Annotated in this window: 16 protein-coding genes and 1 riboswitch; of the genes, 7 read left to right on the top strand and 9 right to left on the bottom strand. The window is 65.1% G+C overall.

The genetic code is table 11. The features are described from left to right. Positions 1-4: 4 nt before the first annotated feature. From Q5Z11_RS14880 to Q5Z11_RS14865, 4 genes are all read right to left on the bottom strand, one after another. Positions 5-1975 (bottom strand): AsmA family protein, encoded by a 1971-nt coding sequence (locus Q5Z11_RS14880; protein WP_405051608.1) that lies wholly within the window; start codon positions 1973-1975, stop codon positions 5-7. A 118-nt stretch (positions 1976-2093) separates the two neighbouring features. Next, positions 2094-2729: a PAQR family membrane homeostasis protein TrhA gene (trhA, locus tag Q5Z11_RS14875; RefSeq protein WP_303747116.1), complete on the bottom strand. Its 636-nt coding sequence runs from the start codon at positions 2727-2729 to the stop codon at positions 2094-2096. An 85-nt stretch (positions 2730-2814) separates the two neighbouring features. Beyond that, entirely contained in the window at positions 2815-4419 is a 1605-nt protein-coding gene (locus Q5Z11_RS14870) for a peptide chain release factor 3 (protein ID WP_282265802.1), read from the bottom strand. Positions 4420-4588: 169 nt separating this feature from the next. Further along, positions 4589-5398, bottom strand: a complete 810-nt coding sequence (locus Q5Z11_RS14865) for a M23 family metallopeptidase (RefSeq protein WP_303747115.1) — start codon at positions 5396-5398, stop codon at positions 4589-4591. 117 nt (positions 5399-5515) lie between these two features. Next, positions 5516-5635: riboswitch (SAM riboswitch) on the top strand. 71 nt (positions 5636-5706) lie between these two features. Here Q5Z11_RS14865 and metX point away from each other — a divergent pair. The 4 genes from metX to rarD all read left to right on the top strand — a co-directional run bounded on the left by metX (position 5707) and on the right by rarD (position 10197). Further along, positions 5707-6735 carry a homoserine O-succinyltransferase MetX gene (gene metX, locus Q5Z11_RS14860; protein ID WP_303747114.1) on the top strand — a complete coding sequence of 343 codons (1029 nt, stop codon included), beginning with the start codon at positions 5707-5709 and terminating at the stop codon, positions 6733-6735. Next, positions 6732-7982: an O-succinylhomoserine (thiol)-lyase gene (locus Q5Z11_RS14855; RefSeq protein ID WP_303747113.1), complete on the top strand. Its 1251-nt coding sequence runs from the start codon at positions 6732-6734 to the stop codon at positions 7980-7982. Before metX ends, Q5Z11_RS14855 begins: the two co-directional genes overlap by 4 nt. Next, positions 7979-9046 carry a homoserine dehydrogenase family protein gene (locus Q5Z11_RS14850; protein ID WP_303747112.1) on the top strand — a complete coding sequence of 356 codons (1068 nt, stop codon included), beginning with the start codon at positions 7979-7981 and terminating at the stop codon, positions 9044-9046. Before Q5Z11_RS14855 ends, Q5Z11_RS14850 begins: the two co-directional genes overlap by 4 nt. A 269-nt stretch (positions 9047-9315) precedes the next feature. Then, positions 9316-10197, top strand: a complete 882-nt coding sequence (rarD, locus tag Q5Z11_RS14845; RefSeq protein ID WP_303747111.1) for an EamA family transporter RarD — start codon at positions 9316-9318, stop codon at positions 10195-10197. Between the two features lie 4 nt (positions 10198-10201). On the opposite strand, the gene Q5Z11_RS14840 is transcribed toward rarD, so the two are convergent. Together Q5Z11_RS14840 and Q5Z11_RS14835 are read right to left on the bottom strand one after the other, a co-directional pair. Next, entirely contained in the window at positions 10202-11077 is an 876-nt protein-coding gene (locus tag Q5Z11_RS14840; protein ID WP_303747110.1) for a hypothetical protein, read from the bottom strand. Between the two features lie 203 nt (positions 11078-11280). Further along, the gene (locus Q5Z11_RS14835) at positions 11281-12663 is read right to left on the bottom strand and encodes an L-serine ammonia-lyase (protein ID WP_303747109.1); all 1383 of its coding nucleotides are present in this window, start codon (positions 12661-12663) and stop codon (positions 11281-11283) included. Between the two features lie 95 nt (positions 12664-12758). On the opposite strand from Q5Z11_RS14835, the gene Q5Z11_RS14830 reads away from it, so the two are divergent. Then, on the top strand, positions 12759-12989 hold the full coding sequence (locus tag Q5Z11_RS14830) for a glutaredoxin family protein (RefSeq protein WP_303747108.1): 231 nt from the start codon (positions 12759-12761) through the stop codon (positions 12987-12989). 158 nt (positions 12990-13147) lie between these two features. On the opposite strand, the gene Q5Z11_RS14825 is transcribed toward Q5Z11_RS14830, so the two are convergent. The 3 genes from Q5Z11_RS14825 to Q5Z11_RS14815 are packed head-to-tail and all read right to left on the bottom strand — an operon-like array spanning position 13148 to position 14978. Beyond that, complete coding sequence (locus tag Q5Z11_RS14825) at positions 13148-13720, bottom strand: YceI family protein (protein WP_303747107.1); 573 nt, start codon at positions 13718-13720, stop codon at positions 13148-13150. Then, a complete protein-coding gene (locus Q5Z11_RS14820) occupies positions 13717-14295 on the bottom strand; it encodes a cytochrome b (RefSeq protein WP_303747106.1) in 579 nt (192 codons plus the stop codon). Before Q5Z11_RS14820 ends, Q5Z11_RS14825 begins: the two co-directional genes overlap by 4 nt. Further along, the gene (locus Q5Z11_RS14815; protein WP_405051607.1) at positions 14292-14978 is read right to left on the bottom strand and encodes a YceI family protein; all 687 of its coding nucleotides are present in this window, start codon (positions 14976-14978) and stop codon (positions 14292-14294) included. The genes Q5Z11_RS14820 and Q5Z11_RS14815 overlap by 4 nt, the downstream gene beginning before the upstream one ends. 216 nt (positions 14979-15194) lie before the next feature. On the opposite strand from Q5Z11_RS14815, the gene Q5Z11_RS14810 reads away from it, so the two are divergent. Both Q5Z11_RS14810 and Q5Z11_RS14805 read left to right on the top strand, forming a co-directional pair. After that, positions 15195-18698, top strand: coding sequence for a hybrid sensor histidine kinase/response regulator (locus Q5Z11_RS14810; RefSeq protein ID WP_345783892.1), 3504 nt, complete (start codon positions 15195-15197; stop codon positions 18696-18698). Between the two features lie 45 nt (positions 18699-18743). After that, positions 18744-22301 carry a hybrid sensor histidine kinase/response regulator gene (locus tag Q5Z11_RS14805; RefSeq protein ID WP_303747104.1) on the top strand — a complete coding sequence of 1186 codons (3558 nt, stop codon included), beginning with the start codon at positions 18744-18746 and terminating at the stop codon, positions 22299-22301. The last annotated feature ends 18 nt before the right edge of the window (positions 22302-22319 follow it).

The following is a 22319-nucleotide window of genomic DNA, read 5'->3' as shown; positions in this document are numbered from 1 at the left end:
GGCGCTACTTGGCGTAGCGCCCGCCACACTGCGCGTCCTTGCCCGGCCCGGTTTCAATCGTGGCCAGCAGCGCTGCGGGTGGGGCAATGCTGGCCAAGGTCAGGGCGATCGCGCCACGCAGGCCCAATGCCTTGAAGTCAGGACGGAAGGACGGATCCTTGAAGCTGCCGCCGATACGCAGCGGCGAACGCAGGGCGAGGATGCTCACATCCTTTGGACGTGGACGCAGCAACAGATCCAACTGTTCCTGCCTGAGATTGACCGAGCCCTCGCCGACAACCAACGTGTCGGTGGTGTCGAAGGCTAGTGCACGCGACTGCATGACGCCGTTGCGCACACCGAAGTCGCCGAAGGCACAGCGCAGTGGTATCTGCTTGTCACCGGTGAACAGGAATTTCAGCGACTCGGCCACATCCAGCCCGGCCAGCTCCATCAGCAGGTTGCCGATATGCCCGCGACCCATGCCCACAGCCACATCGCCATTGCTGCTGCCGAGCATCGCGGCGATGGAGTTGCCGTTGCCGCTCAGGCGGATGTTTCCGCTGATGCCGCCGGAGGCCTGCTCCGCCAACTTGGCATCCGGGAACAGCTGGCCGAGCTGGACACCGCGCAGGCTGGCATTGAGCGTGGTGCTGATCTGTGGACGCCGCGCATCCATGCGGATGGTGCTGCGGATATCCCCGCCGGCCACGCCGAAGTTGAGCGGTTCCAGTCGCAGCAGTCCGTTGTCCAGCAACAGGTGCGCGTCCATGTCGTCCAGTGGCAGTTTGGGCGCGCTGATGTGCTGCGCCTTCCAGCGAACGTCCGCGTCCATGGCGCGCAGTTTGCTCAAGTCATAGGGTTTGTCGGGCAGCAGCGTTGGTTTCGCGGCAAGTCGTGCAGCCTCGGCCTTCTGTTCGGCGTTTGCTGATTCATCGCCGCCGGTTTTCGGTGGTGCACCGATGAAGCCTGCAAGATCGTCGAAGTCCAGCCGTTTGGACAGCAGGTTGGCAGTCAGTCGCGGGCGCTCGCCGGCCACATCGATTTCCACATCGCCGGCCAGGTCGCTGTCACCAACGCGCCCACTGAATTTTTCGTAGCGCCAGCGCTGGTATTCGCGCTTCAGTCGCCCGTCCAGCCGGTACGGCGGCGACGAAGGAATGGCGATGCCGATCAGCGCGTAGAGGTCTTCCAGATCCTGCCCGCTGAGCTGGAACTGCAGGTCGAACACCTGGAACTGGAAGGGATTGGTCAGCGTGCCGCTGGCGATGGCGTGGGTAGCGCCAGCGCGGGCATCGAGGTGGATGCGGAACGGGTGCTCGCTATTGCTGAGTTCCAATGGCGATTCCGTGCCACCTTTCAGGGTGAACGCAGCACCTTGCCAGCGGCCCTTGCCTTCGATCAGCACTGGAGGTGCGGCGTCGGCCTGTTTCGGTGTGCCGCTGCGCACCGTCAGGTCAACGCGGGTGCGCCCGGGTTCGTCGAGGAACTGCAGCTTGCCGTCGGTGATATACAGGCGCTTGAGTTGCGGCGGTTCGCCGCCGCCACTGCCAAGGAAGTCCCAGTTGCCAGGCTCGCCCTTGCGCGGCGCGGTCTGCAGCAGCACGTCGGGGCGGCTCAGGCGGATCTCCGGCATCTGCACACTGCCACGCAGCAGGGGCCAGATGCGGATGTCCAATTCAACGCGATCAGCGCTGGCCATCTGCGGTTGTTTTGCCCAGCTGGCATTGGCGAAGCGGATGTCGTCGCCACGAACGGTGGTGGTGCGGCCCAGATCCACGTCCAGGTTGCCGATCTGCAGGACGCGGCCGGTGCGGGCCTGCACGGCACGTTCCAACGGGCCTTTGAACCAGTTCCAGTCCCACAGCAGGATCAGCACGAGGATTGCGATCAGCACCGCCGCAGCGGCAATCAGCCAGCGTTGGCTGCGCTTGCCGGGGCGTTGCAGTCGCCAGCGCGACGCTGCTGGCGTGGCCGGGGGCGGGGAAGTAGTCACGTCCCCATCGTGGCGTGGTCCGTGTTCACGTAGCGCGAATCGGGCATTGGCGTTACGTGAACACGGTGTTGCCAGGATGTTGCCGGGAATTCCAGCGGCTACGGCAGATTGGTTGCGTTTACAGGATCTGCGCGGTCACCGAGACGAAGTGGCAGACGCTGCCTGCAATCACGAACAGGTGCCAGATCGCATGCGAGTAAGGCAGTTGCTCGCGGTGATAGAACACGGTGCCCAGGGTGTAGAACACGCCGCCGCCGAACAGCCAACTCAGGGTCCAGCCATCCAGCGAGGCCCACATGGGCTTGATTGCGACGATGACCAGCCAGCCCATCGCGATATAGATCGCAGTGGAGAGCTTCTTGAAGCGGCCGGTGTAGAACAGCTTGAAGATGACACCGAAGACGGCCAGCGCCCAGATCGCAGAGAACAATCCCCAGCCCCAGGGACCGCGCAGGCCGATCAGGGTGAAGGGCGTATAGGTGCCGGCGATCAGGATGTAGATCGCGCAGTGGTCGAAGATCTTCAGCCGGCCCTTGGCCACCGGGTGCTGGATGGCGTGGTACAGGGTGGAAGCGGTGTACAGCAGCAACAGTGCGACGCCAAAGACAATCGCGCTGGCCAGCTGCCAGCCATCGCCATAGATCGCGGCGAGGGTAATGAGTACAGCGCCGCCAGCCAATGCGCTGACCGCGCCCAGACCGTGGGTGAGGGCGCTGGCGACTTCTTCGCGGATCGATGCAACGGATGCAGTCATGGGTAAATGGGGGCGCGGGCTGGGGGGAGGCCCGGTGCCCGCTATCATCACCCCGAACGGCGGCGTGTGCACGCCGCCATCAGACTTAGGCGACCGAAACCGTGTGCGCGGCCTCACGCGTGGCGGAGAAACGTACGTCCGGCGCGCGTTCCTGGGCCAGCTGCAGGTTGACCCGCGTCGGTGCCAGATAGACCAGATGGCCGGCGGCATCGATGCTGAGGTTGCTGGCGTTCTTCTCGCGGAACTCTTCCAGCTTCTTCGCATTGCTGCAGCTGATCCAGCGTGCGGTATTGACCGAGACCGGCTCGAACACCGCCTCCACGCCGTATTCGTCCTTCAGGCGATAGGCGGCCACGTCGAACTGCAGCACGCCGACCGCGCCGAGGATGAGGTCGTTGCTCATCAGTGGGCGGAAGAACTGGGTAGCACCTTCTTCCGACAGCTGCGCCAAGCCCTTCTGCAACTGCTTGAGCTTGAGCGGATCCTTCAAGCGGGCGCGGCGGAACAGTTCCGGGGCGAAGTTGGGAATGCCGGTGAAGGTGACGGCTTCGCCTTCGGTGAAGGTGTCACCGATGGAGATGGTGCCGTGGTTGTGGATGCCGATCACATCGCCCGGCCAAGCCTCGGCGGCGATCTCGCGGTCGCTGGCCATGAAGGTCAGCGCGTTGGCCAGCTTCATCTCCTTGCCGGTGCGCACGTGGAAGGTCTTCATGCCAGCGGTGAACTTGCCCGAGCACACGCGCATGAAGGCGACACGGTCACGGTGCTGCGGGTCCATGTTGGCCTGGATCTTGAACACGAAGCCGGTCAGCTTGTCTTCCTGCGGGGCGATGTCGCGGCCGGTGGTGGCGCGGGTCTGCGGTGCCGGTGCGTGCTCGACGAAGAAGTCCAGCAGCGGCTGCACGCCGAAGTTGTTGACGCCCGAGCCGAAGAACACCGGCGTCTGCTTGCCGGCCAAGTAGGCCTCGACGTCGAACGGATGGCTGGCGCCCTGCACCAGTTCCAGTTCGTCGCGCAGGTCGGCCAGCATCTTCTCGCCGATCTTCTCGGCCAGGCCGGGGGAGTCCAGCGACGGGAAGATGGTCGAGTCCTGGCGGGTGAAGTTGCGGCCCTGTTCGTAAAGGTGCACTTCGCCGGTCAGCAGGTGCACCACGCCCTTCAGGCGCTGGCCCATGCCGATCGGCCAGGTCACCGGCGCGCACTGGATGCCGAGCACGGTTTCCACTTCATCCAGCAGCTCGATCGGGTCCTTGCCCTCGCGGTCGAGCTTGTTGATGAAGGTCATGATCGGGGTGTCGCGCAGGCGGCAGACTTCCATCAGCTTGATGGTGCGCTCTTCCACGCCCTTGGCCACGTCGATCACCATCAGCGCCGAGTCCACCGCGGTGAGCACGCGATAGGTGTCCTCGCCGAAGTCGGCGTGGCCGGGGGTGTCGAGCAGGTTGACGATCTTGCCTTCGTAGGGGAACTGCATCACCGACGAAGTGACCGAGATACCGCGTTCCTTTTCCAGCGCCATCCAGTCCGAGGTGGCGTGGCGGGCGGCCTTGCGGCCCTTGACCGAGCCGGCCATCTGGATCGCGCCCCCGAACAGCAACAGCTTTTCGGTCAGCGTGGTCTTGCCGGCGTCAGGGTGGGAAATGATGGCGAAGGTGCGGCGGCGCGCGGCTTCGGTGGCGACTTCGGACATGGCAGGGGCGCCCGCCCGGGCGCATCAGAAACGAATGAACCGGCGATTATACCTGTCGCCAGCCCAGCAAGGATGACCGGCCCCGGTAGTGCCGAGCCATGCTCGGCAGGGGCGTTCCCGGTAAGGCCCCTGCCGAGCATGGCTCGGCACTACAGGTGAAGCTGCCTGTTCAGGGAGACTGTCGCGGAAATTGCAGCTCGCCGCGTACGCTGCCCATCCGGAACGGGATCGAGCGCAGCGCCAGCCCGGTATTGGCCTGCACCACGAAATGCAGGTGCGGGCCGCTGCTGTGACCGGTGTTGCCGGACAACGCGATGGCTTGTCCGGCGGCCACGGCTTGGCCTGGGCGGACGCTGGCGCTGCCCGCCTGCAGATGGGCGTACAGCGCCATGCTGCCGTCGCTGTGCAGGACGCGCAGCAGACTGCCTTGCTCGCGGCTGTCGACGACCTGCATCACCCGGCCGGCGCGGGCCGCCAGTACGGGTGTGCCCTCAGGTAACGGGAAATCCACGGCATACAGATTCTGCGCATCGGTATGGCTGTAGTGGCCTGCGAAGGCCTGGCTGACCCGTACGGCAGGGCTTTGCAGCGGCAGCAGATAGAGATGGTCCTGCGGTTGCGCAGCCGGATCGCCGGGGAATGCATCCAGCGTCAGCCGCAGTGCGCTGCCGTCATCAGCCAGCCACAACAGACTGCGTTGCTCGCCTGCTGCCAGCAGCGTCGCCTCGGGAGCGCGACTGTCTCCGAGCAGGCGCACCTGCACCGGCCCGGCCAGCAGGTTGCTGACGATGGCTGTGTGTCCGCCTGCGCGCGGCTGCAGCTGCAGACTGGCGAAAGCATCGGAACTGGCCGCCCCACCGAAGGGTGCCGATGCCGCCGGTAGCCCCCATGCTTCGCGCCAACGGTTGCTGGGGCTCGCGTCTACGGAACAGGCGGGCAGCAAGGCCAGCGTCAGCAGTACTCGGACGATCAGGGGCACGGTGGGATGTCGGTGGGGCAGGGCCTGATTGTGCCTGTTTGGTTGCCCTGGAAACTTATTCATCTCTTTATGCGAATAAAGCGATTGACAAGCCGCAAAGGCGCTGGCAATGTAGCGTCACCATCGAGACCGGCAGAGGGACAGGCCCTTTGAAGCCGGGGCAACCAGCGGACGCGCAAGCGGCTGCGTTTGGTGCCAAATCCTGCGGTGACCTCCGTGTCCGCCGAAAGATGGTTCGTTCCGTACCTTGCGTACGGCGAACACGAGCTCCGCGAAAGCTCGATGGCCGCTCCTTATCGGATACCGCCATGAGTTTCGCCACCGCTACCGCAGCTCCGCTTTTTCCTGTTGCTTCCCTCGACCGTATTGATGACGGCGTGTCTGCCGTGCGCGGCGAGATCGAGCTGCAGCTGCGCATGCGTCACGCAGGTCAGCGTGCGCTGCGCCTGCGTTATGAGCTGGTTGGCGCGAGCGAGGCACCGGTGGTGCTGGTCGCCGGCGGTATTTCCGCACATCGCCACATTGCTGCGAATGCGGGCTATGCCGAAAAAGGCTGGGCCGAAGGCTTGGTAGGCGTCGGCCGCGCCTTGGATCCGACGCGCCGTCGCCTGCTTGGCTTTGATTTCATCGGCGCCGATGGCGAACTGGACGCGGTCATCGATACCGCCGACCAGGCCGATGCCGTCGCTGCCTTGTTGGATGCCTTGCATATCGAACAGCTGCACGGTTTCGTCGGCTATTCCTACGGTGCGCTGGTTGGCCTGCAGCTGGCCATCCGCCATCCGCGTCGCCTGCACAAGCTGATCGCAGTCAGCGGTGCGCATCGCCCGCATCCTTATGCCTCGGCCTGGCGCGCACTGCAGCGCCGCGCGGTCGCCCTCGGCCAACTGCAATGTGCGGAGAGCCATGGTCTGGCGTTGGCACGGCAGTTCGCGATGCTCAGTTACCGCACTCCGGAAGAATTCGGTGAGCGCTTCGACGCTGCGCCGGAAGTGGTCAATGGCCGAGTACGCGTCGCCGCCGAGGACTACCTCGACGCCGCCGGCGCGCAATACGTGGCCCGCACCCGCGTTGACGCTTACCTGCGCCTGTCCGAATCGATAGACCTGCACCGCGTGGACCCTGCCGCCGTCAGCGTGCCGACCCTGGTCGTCGCCGTTGAAGGTGATCGGCTGGTGCCGTTGTCGGACCTGGTTGCGCTGGTTGAAGGGCTGGGTCCGCGCGGCAGTCTGCGCGTGCTGCGCTCGCCCTATGGCCACGACGCCTTCCTCAAAGAAACCGATCGCATCGACGCGATCCTCGCCACTGCCCTACGCCTGCCCGGAGAAACCGCATGAGCCTGTCCCACACTTCCGATATCTCCTGTAGCCGTGCCACGTCGGCAGTGCGTGCAGGTATCGACCGCGATACCGCCTACGGCGCGGTGACGCCGCCGATCGTGCTGTCGTCCAACTTCAGCTTCGATGGCTTCGGCAACAAGCGGCAGTATGACTACACCCGCAGTGGCAACCCGACCCGCGACCTGCTCGGCGAAGCATTGGCCGAGCTGGAAGGTGGTGCCGGTGGCGTGATCACTGCCACTGGCATGGGCGCGATCACCCTTGTGTTGAACGCCCTGCTGGAACCGGGCGAGCGGCTGGTGGTACCGCACGATGCTTACGGCGGCAGCTGGCGCCTGTTCAATGCGCTGGCCAAGAAGGGTCATTTCGAGCTGATCACCGCCGACCTGACCGATCCGCGCTCGCTGGCCGATGCGCTGGCGCAGTCGCCCAAACTGGTACTGATCGAAACCCCGTCCAACCCGCTGCTGCGCATCACCGACCTGCGCTTCGTCATCGAGGCCGCACACAAGGCCGGTGCCAAGGTGGTCGTCGACAACACCTTCCTGTCGCCGGCCTTGCAGACGCCGATCGCCTTCGGTGCCGACGTGGTGCTGCACTCGACCACCAAGTACGTCAACGGCCACAGCGACGTGGTCGGCGGTGCGGTGATCGCGCGTGACGCCGAGGTGCACCAGCAGCTGGTGTGGTGGGCCAATGCGCTGGGCCTGACCGGCTCGCCGTTCGACGCATTCCTGACCCTGCGAGGCCTGCGCACCTTGGATGCGCGTCTGCGCGTGCACCAGGAAAATACCAGCGCCGTGGTTGAGCTGCTGGCGGCCAGCGACGCGGTTTCCAATGTGTATTACCCCGGTTTGGAGTCGCACCCGGGCCATGCGCTGGCGGCACGCCAGCAGAAGGGCTTTGGCGCGATGCTGTCGTTCGAACTGGCGGCCTGCCAGGGCGAGGATCCGTATGCGGCGGTGCGCGCCTTCCTGGATGGCCTGCATTATTTCACCCTGGCCGAATCGCTGGGTGGTGTGGAAAGCCTGGTCGCGCACCCGGCCACCATGACCCACGCCGCGATGAGCGCCGAAGCACGTGCTGCGGCTGGCATCAGCGAGTGCCTGATGCGCTTGTCGGTTGGCATCGAATCCAGCGAGGACCTGGTCGCCGATCTGCAGGCAGGCCTGGAACGCGCCGCCAAGGTGATTGCCGAAGCGCAGCTGGCCGCCGGCAACTGTAAAAAAACGGTGGATGCATGAGCGCAGTACTGCGTCCGCTGGAACAGCCGCAGGCGCGGCTGGTGCTGTTGGGAACCGGTACGGTCGGTTCGGCCTTTGTTGCGCGCTACCAGGCGCTGCAACAGCGCCAGCTGAGCCTGCCATCACTGCATGTGGTGGCCAATTCGCGCATCGCCCTGGCCTGCGAGGATGCGCCCGATACCGCACTTTCGCGTGCGCGTGACGCGCAGCGGCAGGGCGACAAGCCCGTGCATCAACAGGAAGTAGGGCGTCTGCGTGCTGGCGACATCGTGGTCGATGCCACTGCCAGCGAAGAGGTTGCTGCTGATCATGCGCCTTGGTTGGCGCAGGGCATCCACGTGGTGACCGCGAACAAACTGGGCAATGGCACCGCCCTGGTGCGCGCACAGCAGATTGGCGTGGCAGCTGCAGCTGGCGATGCACGCTATGGCGACGCGGCAACCGTCGGTGCCGGCTTGCCGCTGTTGCGCAGCATTCGTGCACTGGTTGCCGGTGGTGACCATGTGCACGCCATTGAAGGCGTGCTGTCCGGCTCGCTGGCCTGGCTGTTCGATCGCTACGACGGCAGCCAGCCGTTTTCGGCTTGCGTGCGTGAAGCCGCAGCTGCTGGTTACACCGAACCGGATCCGCGCATTGACCTCTCCGGCGAAGATGTACGCCGCAAGCTGCTGATACTTGCACGTGCAGCGGGCGTGCCATTGGAGGCTGATCAGATCACCGTCGACTCGCTCGTGCCTGCGGCATTAGCGGCACTGTCGGCCAATGACGTAGATGCTGCCTTGTCATTGCTGGATGCGCCTTTGGCTGAACGCCTGCAACAGGCGCAGGCGGATGGATTGAAGCTGTGCTTCGTCGGTCGCCTGGATGCGCAGGGCGCGAGTGTTGGCCTGCGCGCATTGCCGCCGGGCCATGCCCTGGCCGGCGGCAGCGGCACCGACAACCGGGTGGCGATCCACAGTGATCGTTACAACACCCAGCCCCTGCTGATCCAGGGCCCGGGCGCCGGTGCCGAAGTAACTGCCGCAGCGCTGCTGGACGACGTACTGGCGATCGTCAATCGCTGAGCAGGAAATTCCTCTCCAGCATCTTGCAACGAAAGAAGGTTGCCACGAGCCTGCCGCTATCCGCAGCGGGCTTGCGTGCGGTGTGCTCAGGTCGGGGTGCTGATCGCGGCGACGTGCTTTTGCGCTGCGCCTGAGTTGGGCGTCGCGCGATTGGACAGCAACAGCACAGCGCCAAGGCTCTACTATGGCTTGCTACGGGTAGCGGCGGTTTCCGCGCCAAACCGGGGCAGGAGCAGGGCTCTGTGTCCCTTCATCTGACAGGTGTATTCGTGTCCAAAGGTGTTCTGGTTTCGCTGGCAGCGTCCCTGCTGTTCGGATTGATGTATTACGCCAGCCCTCAGCTGGCGCCGCTGCAGGGCGGCGATATCTTTGGCTGGCGGGTATTGTTCGCGGTGCCGCTGGTTGCACTTATGCTGCACGTAAGCGGCGAGAAGACGCTGATAGCCGACACCCTGCGACGGGTGCGGGTTGAGCGCCGTCTGTGGTGGGGGTTGCCGTTGTGCGCGGGCATGGTGGGAGTGCAGTTGTGGCTGTTCCTGTGGGCGCCACTGCATGGCCGGGCGCTGCAGGTGTCGATGGGCTACTTCCTGCTGCCGTTGGTGATGGTGCTGCTTGGGCGGGTGGTCTACGGCGAACGTCTGTCCGTCCTGCAGAAGCTGGCGGTAGCCAGTGCCGCCATCGGGGTGGGCTGGGCCTTGCTGCGCAACCACGGTCTTTCCTGGGAAATGTTGCTGGTGGCGCTGGGGTATCCGGCCTATTTCCTGTTGCGCAGGCACCTGCGCATCGGCCATCTTGGCGGCTTCTGGGTCGAGCTGGTGTTGTTGCTGCCGGTGGCTTTCTGGGCGGCGATTGGTGACGGCCAGCAACTGCTGGCAGCGCTGGCGCAGAAGCCATCCTTGTATGCCTTGATTCCGCTGCTCGGGGCGATCAGCGCGGTGGCGCTGATGTGCTACATGCTGGCCTCGAAAATGCTGTCCTTCAGCCTGTTTGGCCTGCTCACCTATGTCGAGCCGGTGCTGCTGATGCTGGCGGCATTGCTGCTGGGTGAGAGTGTCGGCCATGGTCAATGGCCGACCTATGTGGCGATCTGGCTGGCGGTGGCGCTGTTGGCCCTGGAAGGCGTGTTGAAGCTTGGTAAGCGCGGTGCCTGAAGGCTCAGCTGCGCTTGGCTCTGGCGGCGAGATGCGCCATCACCGCCTCACGGCTCATGCGTGCGCCGCTGCTGTCGACGGCGCTGAATGACACTCCGTTCTCCCATAGCTGGGGGGCGAACAGCACCGCGATATCTTCGGACGCCGTCTGCGATTGCAGGTTCAACAGCCGCTGATTGAAGCCAGCCGCGCGCAGCCACGCGTTGTAGCTGGAGTTGTGCTCGGTGGCGAACTGCACCTGGTAGTGGCACTCCTTGCGTTCCGCCTCGGGGCGCGCATCACACTGCGGATTCCATTGGTGCAGGCCGATCACCGCATCGGCTTCCAGCTGTCGCTGGCCGGCAGCAGCCCACAGTGCAACGCACATGCTGGCGCAATGTGAGCGGACCCGTACCGTCAGGTTGTTGCGGTTGATCAGCCGCGCAGCCTCCAGGCCCGGATTGGCATAGCCACCGCCACTGGTGATATCGATGCGGCGTACGCTGGGGTTGGCATCCAATAGTGCTTTCATGTCGGTGGCGAAGTTCCTGCCGACGCTGCCTTCGATGCGCAGAACGCTGCCGCCTTCCTGCACCGACATCTGTGCTTCATCGACATTGGCCATGGTCGTGGATTTTTCACCCTCGATCACCAGCGCCGCGGCGCCTGCGCCGGGTGACGAGGCGATAGGGGCTGTCGCATGCGGGGGCGCAGCGGCAGTCTCATCTATTGACGGTGCCGACTTCCGGTTGCCGATGTAGTAAGCCAGCAACAGCAGGGCCGCCGCGGCAAGCACGATCTTGATCAGGGTGGCCATGCCATTGCCGGGTGCCGCGGTACGCGCGGCGGAGCGCGGACGACGTACCGGTGCCTGCTGGCCAGATTCCTTTTCGGCGTGCATCCGCTTCCCCTGAAGCTGCGTTGTGATGGGCGATTCTGGTTTAGCCGGCGGATCGATTGCAATACACCGGCTGGCCTGCGTCAGTGCGGCGCAGCGGCGTTTGCGATGTGCGCCTGACGACGCGGGAAAGCTATCGGCTGCTCAACTACAGGAACATCCTTGGGCGCCAGCCCCAGCAGGGCCAGCGCCGGTTCAAGCGCGCATCAGCACTCGATGACATTGACGGCAAGGCCGCCACGGCTGGTTTCCTTGTACTTGTCCTGCATGTCGCGGCCGGTATCGCGCATGGTCTTGATCACCTTGTCCAGCGAGACCTTGTGCTTGCCGTCGCCACGCATGGCCATGCGGCTGGCGTTGATCGCCTTCACCGAACCCATTGCGTTGCGCTCGATGCAGGGGATCTGCACCAGCCCGCCGATCGGGTCGCAGGTCAGGCCGAGGTTGTGCTCCATGCCGATCTCGGCGGCGTTCTCGATCTGCCCGGGGTTGCCGCCCAGTGCCGCCATCAGACCGCCGGCCGCCATCGAACAGGCCACGCCGACTTCGCCCTGACAGCCGACCTCGGCGCCGCTGATCGAGGCGTTTTCCTTGTACAGAATGCCGATGGCGGCAGCGGTCAGCAGGAAGTTGAACACGCCCTGTTCGTTGCTGCCGGGGCAGAAACGGTCGTAGTAGTGCAGTACCGAGGGGATGATGCCGGCTGCACCGTTGGTGGGCGCGGTGACCACGCGACCACCGGCGGCGTTCTCTTCGTTGACCGCCAGTGCGTACAGGTTGACCCAGTCCAGCGTGGTCAACGGGTCGCGCATGGCTGCCTCGGGGCGCGATGACAGTTCGCGGTACAGCGTCGGCGCGCGGCGGCTGACATTGAGGCCGCCGGGCAGGGTGCCTTCGGAACGGATGCCGCGGGTCACGCAGGACTGCATCGCATCCCAGATTTCGCGCAGGCCGGCGCGGATCTCATCCTCGCTGCGCCAGCATTTTTCGTTCTCGTACATCATCTGGGCGATGCTCAGGCCGCTGCGTGCAGCCTGCGCCAGCAACTCATCGCCGCTCTTGAACGGGTAAGGAATCGGTGTCTGGTCGGGGACGATGCGGTCATCTGCCGCGTCGTCCTCATTGACCACGAAGCCACCGCCGACCGAGTAATAGTCGCGGGTGGCGATGATCTGGTCGTCGGCATCGTAGGCGGTGAAGCGCATGCCGTTGGTGTGGTACGGCAATTTCTGGCGCTTGTTCATGGCCAGGTCGCGCTTCTCATCGAAGGCGATCTCGCGCTGGCCCATCAGGTTGATGCGCTTGCTGCTGCGGATGCGCTCCAACGTGGCCGGGATGATGTCCGGGTCGATCTGGTTCGGACGGTGGCCTTCCAGGCCGAGCAGTACCGCCTTGTCGGTGCCGTGGCCGCGCCCGGTCAGGGCCAGCGAGCCGAATACCTCGGCACGGATGCGCACGGTGTTCTGCAACTGGCCTGGATCCAGCAACCAGCGGTGGACGAAGCGCTCGGCCGCGCGCATCGGGCCCACGGTGTGTGACGAACTCGGGCCGATGCCGATCTTGAACAGGTCGAACGTACTGACGGACATGCTGATTCTGCGTACTGCGTTGAGATGGCCGCTATTCTACGGGTTCATTGCTGCAGGCCATGCTTGCAGCGCAGCATTGCTGGAGCAGATGCGCGATGGGATTGACCCTGTACCAACGTGACGATTGCCATCTATGCGACCTGGCGCTGGCGGTGCTGGCGCAGGCGCGGGTGCCGGAGTTCGACAGTGTGTTCATCGATGACGATGAGGCGCTGGAGGCAGCCTACGGCACGCGCGTACCGGTGTTGCGGGATGCAGGCGGCAGGGAGCTGGATTGGCCGTTTGATTCGGCGGTGTTGACCGGCTGGTTGCCGCCACACCTGTAGGGCCGAGCCATGCTCGGCTGGGGCCTTGCCGGTAAAGCCTCTGCCGAGCATGGCTCGGCATTACGTGCTTGGGGTTTACCGGTAAAGCCCTTGCCGAGCATGGCTCGGCACTACATTCCCCTCTCCCGCGTGCGGTAGAGGGGGGGGAAGGCAGCTTCTTACTTGGCGTTTAGCTTGACGATGGTGCTGATCGCGGTTTCATCGGGGATGGTCTTGGTGTCGGCCCAGTCGCCACCACCCACGCCGAAGTCCAGGCGCTTGACCGTGGCCCTGCCGGTCAGCACCGGCTGTGCGCCTGCTGCCCAGGTGAAGGTCAACGTGACCGGCTTGCTGACACCGCGCAGTTCCAGCGTGCCATCGGCGGCGTACTGGTTGTTGCCCAGCGCGCGGAAGCCATTGGCGGTGTAACGGGCCTGGGCGAACTTGGCGACGTTGAAGAAGTCCGCGCCCTGCAGGGTGGAATCGCGGTCGGTGTTGCCGCTCTTGGCACCGATCAGCGGAATGGTCACGTCCAGCTTGCCTGCGGCCGGGTTGGCCGGGTCGAAACTGACCTGGGTCTGGAAGCCCGGGAAGTTACCGGTGAACACCTCACCGTCGTACTTGCTGGCAAATACCAGAATGGAACCTGCGCCCGGCGCCTGCTGGTAATCGGCGGCCATTGCCGGGGCGACCGCCAGCATGCCGGCCAGGGCCGCGGCGACGGCGGCGGGGGAAGTGAGCTTGATGTTCATGCGGAATCCTTTTGCGGGAGGTTGAGCCAGCCTTGCGGCAGCATGCGTGCCAGCGTGGCATCGCGTAGATGAATGTGGTGATAGAACGCGGCACCGGCATGCGCCAGCACCAGCAGGATCAGTGCCCAGAAGCCCCACTCATGGATGACGTGGGAGAACTGGCTGGCCTGCTCACTGGGGGCGACCAGCTTTGGCATCTCCACCAGTCCGAACAGCTTGAACGGGCGCAGGCCACTGGCCGAGTCATACAACCAACCCGACAGCGGGATGGCGAACATCAGTACGTACAGCAGCCAATGCGTGGCCGAGGCGATACGCTCCTGCCAACTCGGAGTGCCCGGCACCGGCTCAGGTGCGCCGGCAAACAGGCGCCACAGCAGGCGCACAACCACCAGTACCAATACGGTGATACCGATGGATTTGTGCATGGTGTAGATCCAGAAGTACTTCGGCGTCTTCGGGAACTCGCCCATGGTCAGACCGACGATGCCGAGTGCCAGGATCAGCAGGGCGATCAGCCAGTGCAGGCTTTTGCTGAGGCTGCCCCAACGTTGCGCGGTGTTTTTCAGGCTCATGGCTGTTTTTCCGTTTCTGTTGCTGATTTCAGGGCGGCGTCGGCGGCGTCTTCGAGTCTGGTGTCTGGTTCTGCTGCCGGTTCGGTGGTGGCAGGTGGTGCTTCGGCACCGGCATCACGCACGGCTTCGGCCTCGATGCGCAGCTCGACCTTGTCGCCGATCACCGATGGCCAGGCGCTGATGCCGAAATCGGCGCGGCTGAGCGTGGTGGTCGCGGAGAATCCTGCCGTACGCCGGAAGGGCGGCAGCGGGTGACGCTTGAGCGCATTGAGGGTGACATCCAGCACCACCTCGCGGCTGACCCCGCGCAATGTCAGTTGGCCGAAGACGCGGGCATGGCTGGCATCGATCGGTTCGATCCGGCTGGAGACGAAGCGTGCCTGCGGGAAGCGTTCGCCATCGAGCAGGTTGCGCGCCAGCGTGGCCTGGTTCCATTTGCCGTCACCCAGATCCAGGCGGGTGATCGGCACGGCGACCTCGAGGCGGGCATTGGCCCAGTCCTGCGGGTCGAAGTCGAGCACGCCCTCGCTGCCGGACACCGTGCCCAAGGCATGGGAGAAGCCGGCATGCTCGATGGTGAACAGCACCCGGGTGTGCACCGGGTCGAGCCGGTAGCGCTCGTTGGCGGCACCGGCGGCAACAGGCAGCAGAGCGCAGATCAGCAGTAGCAGGCGTGGCAGCAAGGTCCGGCTCCGTGTCGGGATAGGGGATTCTAGGCGTATGCAGGTGAGGGTTTGTGCGCATATTGCGCAACGGTTTGTTACGTGACCGGTTGCGGTGACTTTGCCGCAGCCGCGGGGCGGCGCTACAGTCGCCGGCGGTGGAGGCTTGTGCGTACAGCTTGCGATGGGGAGTGTCGGGCGTAGATGAAACGGATTTTTCAAGGTGTATGCAGGGGTGTGCTGGCGGTTCTGCTGGCATGGCCGTGCTTGGCCATGGCGCTGGATCTGGCCGAAACGCCGCGCATGCGGCGCCTGGGCGTGGCCGAAGGGCTGCCATCGCGCACCGTGCTTGCGCTGGCGCAGGATCGACACGGCTACGTCTGGGCGGCCACCGATGATGGTCTGGCGCGCTATGACGGCGCGCATCTACGAGTCTGGCGGCACGATCCCCAGGTATCCGGCTCGCTGCCGGGCAACACCTTGGAAACGATGCTGATCGATGCCCAGGACCGGGTCTGGGTCGGTGCCAACGGTGCCGGTCTGGCGATGCTGGATGCCAACCGACAGCGCTTCACACGCTTTGCCGAGCTGGAAGCGATCTGCACCCAGCAGGTGTGGGCACTTGCTGCGCACGGCACCGATCTGTGGGTCGGCACCAGTGGCAGCGGCATCTGCCTGCTGCATGCCGATGGCCGGATCAGTCGCTACCAGCACCAGTCCGAGGACCCGCGCAGCCTGCCCGACGACACCATCTACGCGTTGCTGGCCGGCAAGGACGGCAGCATGTGGATTGGTACCACGTCGGGCCTGATGCGTTGGAAGCGTGGTGACGGCTTTGCCACCGTGCGCTCGCCCTTGCTGGACGGCAAGGATGCGATCCGCCTGAGTGGTGACCGCGATGGCGGCATCTGGGTGGGTACCGACGCCGGCCTGTACCGGGTGTCGGACGACGGCGTGGTGACGCCTGCGCCCTGGGCCGAGGCCGCGCAAAGCCGCGCCGCGGTGGTGTTGCATGATCGCGATGGCCGCTATTGGGTGGGCAGTTCCAATGGCCTGTATCGCGGTGATGGGCAGCGTCTGCAGTTGCTGGAAGGCGATGGAGGCAGTGGTTTCCTGACCGGCAACAGCGGCGTGCTGGACCTGCTGCAGGATCACGAAGGCGGTATCTGGACGGCGTTGCTGACCCAGGGCATGGCCTATCTGCGGCCGGACTGGTCGCGCTTCTCCAGCCATTACCAGCTCAACGGCAAGTCGTTGGAGAGCCTGTACCTGATCAATTCGGCCGCCGACGGCAATGGCTTCCTGGTGGTCGGCGGGCATGGCCTGTACCAGTTGGATGGCGCCGGCAAGCTGTCGCAGCTCGCGGATGAGGCTCGGCTGGGACCGGGCAGCATCTGGTCGGTGCAGCGCGGTGGTGATGGGGTGATCTGGCTGGGGCGTGCTGGCGGGCTCACCCTGTACCGGCCTTCGGACGGCCAGGTACGGCGCATCGACCTTGGGGTCGGTGACGATCCGGCACAGCGCGCCGACCTGATGCGGCTGGCGGCCGATGGCAGCATGTGGCTGTCGATCATCAATTACGGGCTGCAGCATCGCGCAGCGGATGGCAGCCTGTTGGCCGACTACCCGCAAGGCGAGGCCTCGGGCCTGCCGGAAAAGCTGGTCGAACAACTCCGTCTGGGCAGCGATGGCAGCCTGTGGCTGGCCGGCGGCGCAGGCGTGCAGCGGTTTGATGGCAAGCGCTTCGTGACCTTGCCGGGGATATCGGCCGGCATGGTCTATGACCTGGTGTTCCTGGCCGATGGCAGTGCCTGGCTGGCGCGCGATGGTGCCCTGGAGCACTACCGCCACGATGCAGAGGGTTTTTTCCTGCTGCAAAGGCTGAGCGCCGACGAAGGCGTGCCTGCGGTGGCGATGGGCGGATTGGTGGTTGGCTGCAGTGGCCAACTGTGGGCGACGACGACGCGCGGGCTGCTGTGGTGGCAGCCGGGTGCCGAGCGGGTGCGTCTGCTCGAGGAAGGTGACGGCCTCAGTGATACCGAGTTCACCGCGCGGCCGCCAGCGCATGCGGGCTGTGGTCGAGCATTGGCGGTTTCGGCTACCGGCCTGCTCAGTTTCAATCCGGATGCCAAGATCGCGGCGCCGGTGGGTTCGCAGCTGGTGATCGAATCGGTGGGCGTGCGTCGCGACGATGCCGCGCGCGAGCAGCGCCTGAAAGGACCTGTCATCCATCTCGGCCCGCAGGACCGCGACCTGCGCGTGACCGGGCGCCTGCTGTCCTATGTGGATCCAGCGCGGCATCGTTTCCGCGTCCATATCGAAGGCTATGACCAGAACTGGGTGGACCTGGGTAGTGATGGCGAACGCCTGGTATCGCGATTGCCGGCAGGCAGCTACCGCATGGATATACAGGGCGCAGCTGCAGACGGCCCTTGGACCAACGCCCAAACCCTGCTGATTGAAGTGGCACCACCGTGGTGGCGCAGCAACTGGGCGTTGGCAGCCTGGGGCCTGCTGCTGGCCTTGCTGGCAACGGCAGCAGTGTTTGCCTATCGGCGCCGCGAGCGGCGACGCAACGAGTGGCAATTGGCATTGCACAAACAGGAATTGGCCGAGCAGGCCTCGCAGGCCAAGACCCGCTTCCTGGCAACCCTGGGCCATGAAGTGCGAACGCCGTTGACCGGCGTGCTGGGCATGAGCGAGTTGCTGTTGGGTACTACTCTGGACGATCGTCAACGGCGCTACGCCGGTGCGATCCAGCAGGCCGGTACCCATCTGCTGGGGCTGGTGAATGACGCACTGGATCTGGCGCGTATCGAGGCGGGTCGGCTTGAGCTGGACAATCGTCCCTTCGATCTTGGTCGCCTGTTGCAGGAGGTGAGTGCCTTGATGGCACCGATGGCCGAACGCCGCGGATTATTGTTCGAGCCGGTTGCCCCCTTCCCGACGCCGGTGATGGTGGTGGGTGATGCGATGCGCCTGCGGCAGATCCTGATGAACCTGCTGGGCAATGCGATCAAGTTCACCGAGCGCGGCAAGGTAGCCGTCGCCGTGCAACTGCAGCCGGGGCAGGGCGGCATCAGCCTGAGCGTGAGCGACACTGGTCCGGGCATCAGTGCCGAGCAGCAGACACGTTTGTTCCAGCGCTTCGAGCAGGCCGATGGCAATCGCACGGCATCGCGTTATGGCGGCAGTGGTCTGGGCTTGGCGATCTGCCAGGAACTGGCGATGGCGATGGGTGGCAGCATCCGCGTCGAGAGCCGCTTGGGCGAGGGCGCCCGCTTTGTGCTTGAGCTGCCCTTGCCCTGGGAGCGCAGCGAAAACGCCGCCCCGCGTGCCGCCGAGTCCGTCAGCATCACGCAGGCCCTGAAGGTACTGCTGGTTGAAGACGACCCGACCGTGGCGCAGGTCATCACCGGTTTGCTGGCCGCACGTGGGCACAAGGTGGTGCATGCCGCGCATGGTTTGGCGGCGCTGGCCGAGGTGGCCGAGCAGGAGTTCGATATTGGCCTGCTGGATCTGGACCTACCAGCGCTGGATGGCATCGCCTTGGCGCGCCAACTGCGTGGCTCCGGGCACCAGTTCCCGTTGATCGCGGTGACCGCACGCGCAGACAGCCAGGCTGAACAATTGGCGCGCTCGGCGGGCATGGTCGGTTTCCTGCGCAAGCCGGTGACTGGGCGGATGCTGGTCGATGCGATTGCCGATGCCTTGGCGGTCAGCCAGGCGCAGGCACAATAGCGCCATCACAGAGGCGCCTTGCGGCGTTGCAGGAGGCAGGGTTTGATGAAATGGCTTGCAGGGGTGTTGGTAAGCGGACTGTTGCTGATGACGCCATCAGCACGGGCCGAAGTGCCGGCAACGCCGCAGCCGCGTCAACTGACCGTGGCCGATGGCCTGCCTTCGAGCAATATCAACGCATTTGCTGAAGACCTCACCGGCTATCTATGGCTGGCCAGCCGCGACGGGCTCGCACGTTATGACGGGCGCAACTACCGCATCTGGCGTGCGGAGAACGGGCTGCGTGACAACATCGTCTGGAGCCTGCATTCGGACAAGAGCAACCGTTTGTGGATAGGCACACAGAACGCTGGCCTGGCGATGCTGTCGCCGGACCGGCTCAGTTTCAAGTTCTACGACCAGCAGACCTATCCGCAGATCGGCAGCAACACCATCTGGGCCATCACTTCCACGCCGGATGGCAGCATCTGGTTTGGTACCGCAACCGGCGGCCTGCACCGCTTGGACCCGGATGGCAAGATCCAGCGCTTCATGCCGAAGGCCGGTGATCCGCACAGCCTGCCCGCCGCAGCGGTGACCTATATGGCGGTCACTCCGGACGGAAGCCTGTGGGTAGGCACCAAGGGCGGGCTGGCGCGCTGGAACGGTGCCGGCTTTGATCGGGTCAGCAGCGAGGTACTGCCTTCGCCGCGCATCAATGGACTGAAGGTCGACAAGCAGGGCCGGTTGTGGGTGGCCAGCAATGAAGGCGTGGTGGTGCGCCATGCCGACGGGCGCTTCGAGCCGGCCAACTGGCCCGGCGCGGCCCCCGGCGAAGTGTTCAACATGCTGCAGTACTCCGCCGATGGCAGTTACTGGCTGGACACCCGTTCCGGACTTGGTCGGATCCGCAGCTCGGTGGTGCGCAATGTGCCGCTGTACAGCTCGCAGGAGCGCGGTCTGGTCAAACCCAACTGGTCCAGCGCTTACGAAGACCGCGAAGGTGGTCTGTGGTTCGCCAGTACCAATGCCGGTCTGTGGCACCTGCCGCCGAGCTGGCGCCAGTTCTCGGTGTTGTCGCGGCATCTCGACGATCCCAGCTCGCTGCGCAATCCCTATGCCTTGGCGCTGGCGGCGTCAGCCAATGGCGGAATCTGGGTGGTGGGTACCCGCGGCGCGCTGGATCGCCTGGATCCGGGCACCGGTGATGTGCAGCATCACTTGACCGCGGTTGACGGCAACAACTGGCCGCAGTCTCTGGTGGAGGACAAGCGCGGCAGGGTGTGGATTGGCAGCCTGGATGCGCTGGTGCGCTACGACCCGCGCGACGCCAGCGTGCAGCGTTGGCATAGCGGCGATGGCAAGGATGCGGCGATGCTTGGCGATGCCGACATCGTGCGCAGTTGCGATGGTGGCCGGATCTGGATTTACTCCGAGGACGGCGGCATGCAGCAGCGCGACGCCGATGGCCATGTGCTGCTGCACTTGCAGCCGGGTCAGGCGGGCCTGCCGGAAGCTTCGGTGGAAGACATGCAATGCGGCCCCGGCGATCAACTGTGGCTGGCCAGCGGTACCGGCCTGCATGCCTGGCAGGCCAAGAGCGCGAGGTTCTCGCCGCTGCCGGGTGGGCCGCCTGGTCGGGTGTCCACGTTCAATGTGAGCGATACCGGCGTGGTCTGGATCGCCGGGCTGGGGCGGATGGATCGCTATCTATGGGACGGGCAGCACATGACACTGCTCGATCGCGTCGGCGTTGAGCAGGGCTTTCCGATGTTGGCGGCGACCGGCTTGCTGGTTGATGCCGAAGGCGTGGCATGGGCCATCAGTGCACGTGGCCTGATCCGGATTGATCCGGCCAACCGTTCGGTGCGCCTGTACGGCGTGCATGACGGCCTGCCGGGGCAGGAGTTCCGGCGGCGTACGCTGGTGCAGGCAAGCAGTGGCCAGCTCGCTGGCGGCACGCCTGACGGCGTGGTGCTGTTCGACCCTGAGTTGGTCAAACCCTCCACGCGGCGGCCGCCGCTGATCATCGAGCGGGTCAGTGTGCGCCGCGGTGACAAGGAACAGGACCTGACCCAGGAGCCATCGCTGCAGATCCTCGACGGTGATCGTGATCTGCTCATCGCCGCGCGGCTGCTGTCCTTCGCCGACTCGGCCACCAATACCTATCGCTTCCGCCTGGCCGGCTATGACCCGGACTGGGTGGATGTAGGTGCTACCGGCGATCGCGTGTTCTCGCGACTGCCGCCGGGCCGCTACCAGTTGGAGATCCAGGCCGCGACCTCTGACAACGTGTGGTCGCCGGTACAGACGCTGGCATTCCGCGTGCAACCGCCGTGGGCGCGCAGCCCAGCAGGAGTGATGACCCTGCTGTTGTTGGTGATCGCGCTGACGCTGAGCGGTGCCTGGCTGTACCAGCGGCGCCTGCGCAGGCGCAATGAATGGCAGCTGGCGCGGCACAAGGCGGAGTTGGCCGAACAGGCGTCGCTGGCCAAGACCCGCTTCCTTGCAACATTGGGCCATGAAGTACGCACGCCAATGACCGGTGTGCTGGGCATGAGTGAACTGCTGCTGGCGACTCCGCTGGACGAGCGTCAGCGTGGCTATACGCAGTCCATCCGCCGCGCCGGCGAACACCTGTTGCGGCTGGTCAATGACGCATTGGACCTGGCCCGTATCGAGGCTGGGCGGTTGGAGCTGCAGAACCAGCCGCTGGAACTGCGGCAGCTGCTGGAAGACGTGCGTGGCCTGATGGAGCCGCTGGCACAGCGGCGCGGGCTGGCATTTGAATTCGACAACGCTGCAGCACCGCGCACGCGCCTGACCGGCGACGTGATGCGCCTGCGGCAGATCCTGCTCAACCTGCTCGGCAATGCGATCAAGTTCACCAGTCGTGGCTCGGTGAGTCTGCGTGTGCGCCTGCAGGAAGGCGGCAAGGGTGTGTGCTTCGAGGTCAGCGACACCGGCCCGGGCATCAGTGCCGAGCAGCAGCAGCGGCTGTTCCGTCGCTTCGAGCAGGCCGACGGTGCGCGTACCGCTGCCCGCTATGGTGGCAGCGGCCTGGGCCTGGCCATCTGCAATGAACTGAGTGTGGCCATGGGCGGCAGCATCGATGTGGAAAGCAGCCTGGGCGAGGGCACCTGTTTCATCGTCAACCTGCCACTGGCCTGGGAAGTGCCTGCAACGTCGGTGGAAGATGAAACCGCGGCCAGCACGTGGATGAGCTTGCCGCCGCAGCGTGTGTTGCTGGTGGAGGATGATCCGACCATCGCCGCGGTGATTCGTGGCCTGCTGGAAGTACACGGGCATAGCGTCGTGCACGCCGCGCATGGGTTGGCCGCACTCGCGGAACTGTCCAGCCAGGAATTCGATGTGGCCTTGCTGGATCTGGATCTGCCCGGCATCGATGGCTTTGGCTTGGCCCGCCAATTGAAGGTGATGGGCTACGGAATGCCGTTGATCGCAGTGACCGCGCGCTCCGACGCCGAGGCCGAGCCAGAGGCGCGCGAGGCTGGCTTCGCCGATTTCCTGCGCAAGCCGGTAACCGCACAGTTGCTGCTGGAAGCCATTGCCGGCGTGCTTGAAGCGCAGCGCCGCGCGCAGGCCCAGTCCTCGCACGATTGAGGGCTGGGTTCGCCTGGA

Source organism: Stenotrophomonas sp. 610A2, assembly GCF_030549615.1.
In the GTDB taxonomy this organism is placed as follows: domain Bacteria; phylum Pseudomonadota; class Gammaproteobacteria; order Xanthomonadales; family Xanthomonadaceae; genus Stenotrophomonas; species Stenotrophomonas pigmentata.
This window is presented reverse-complemented; position numbering and strand designations above follow the sequence as displayed.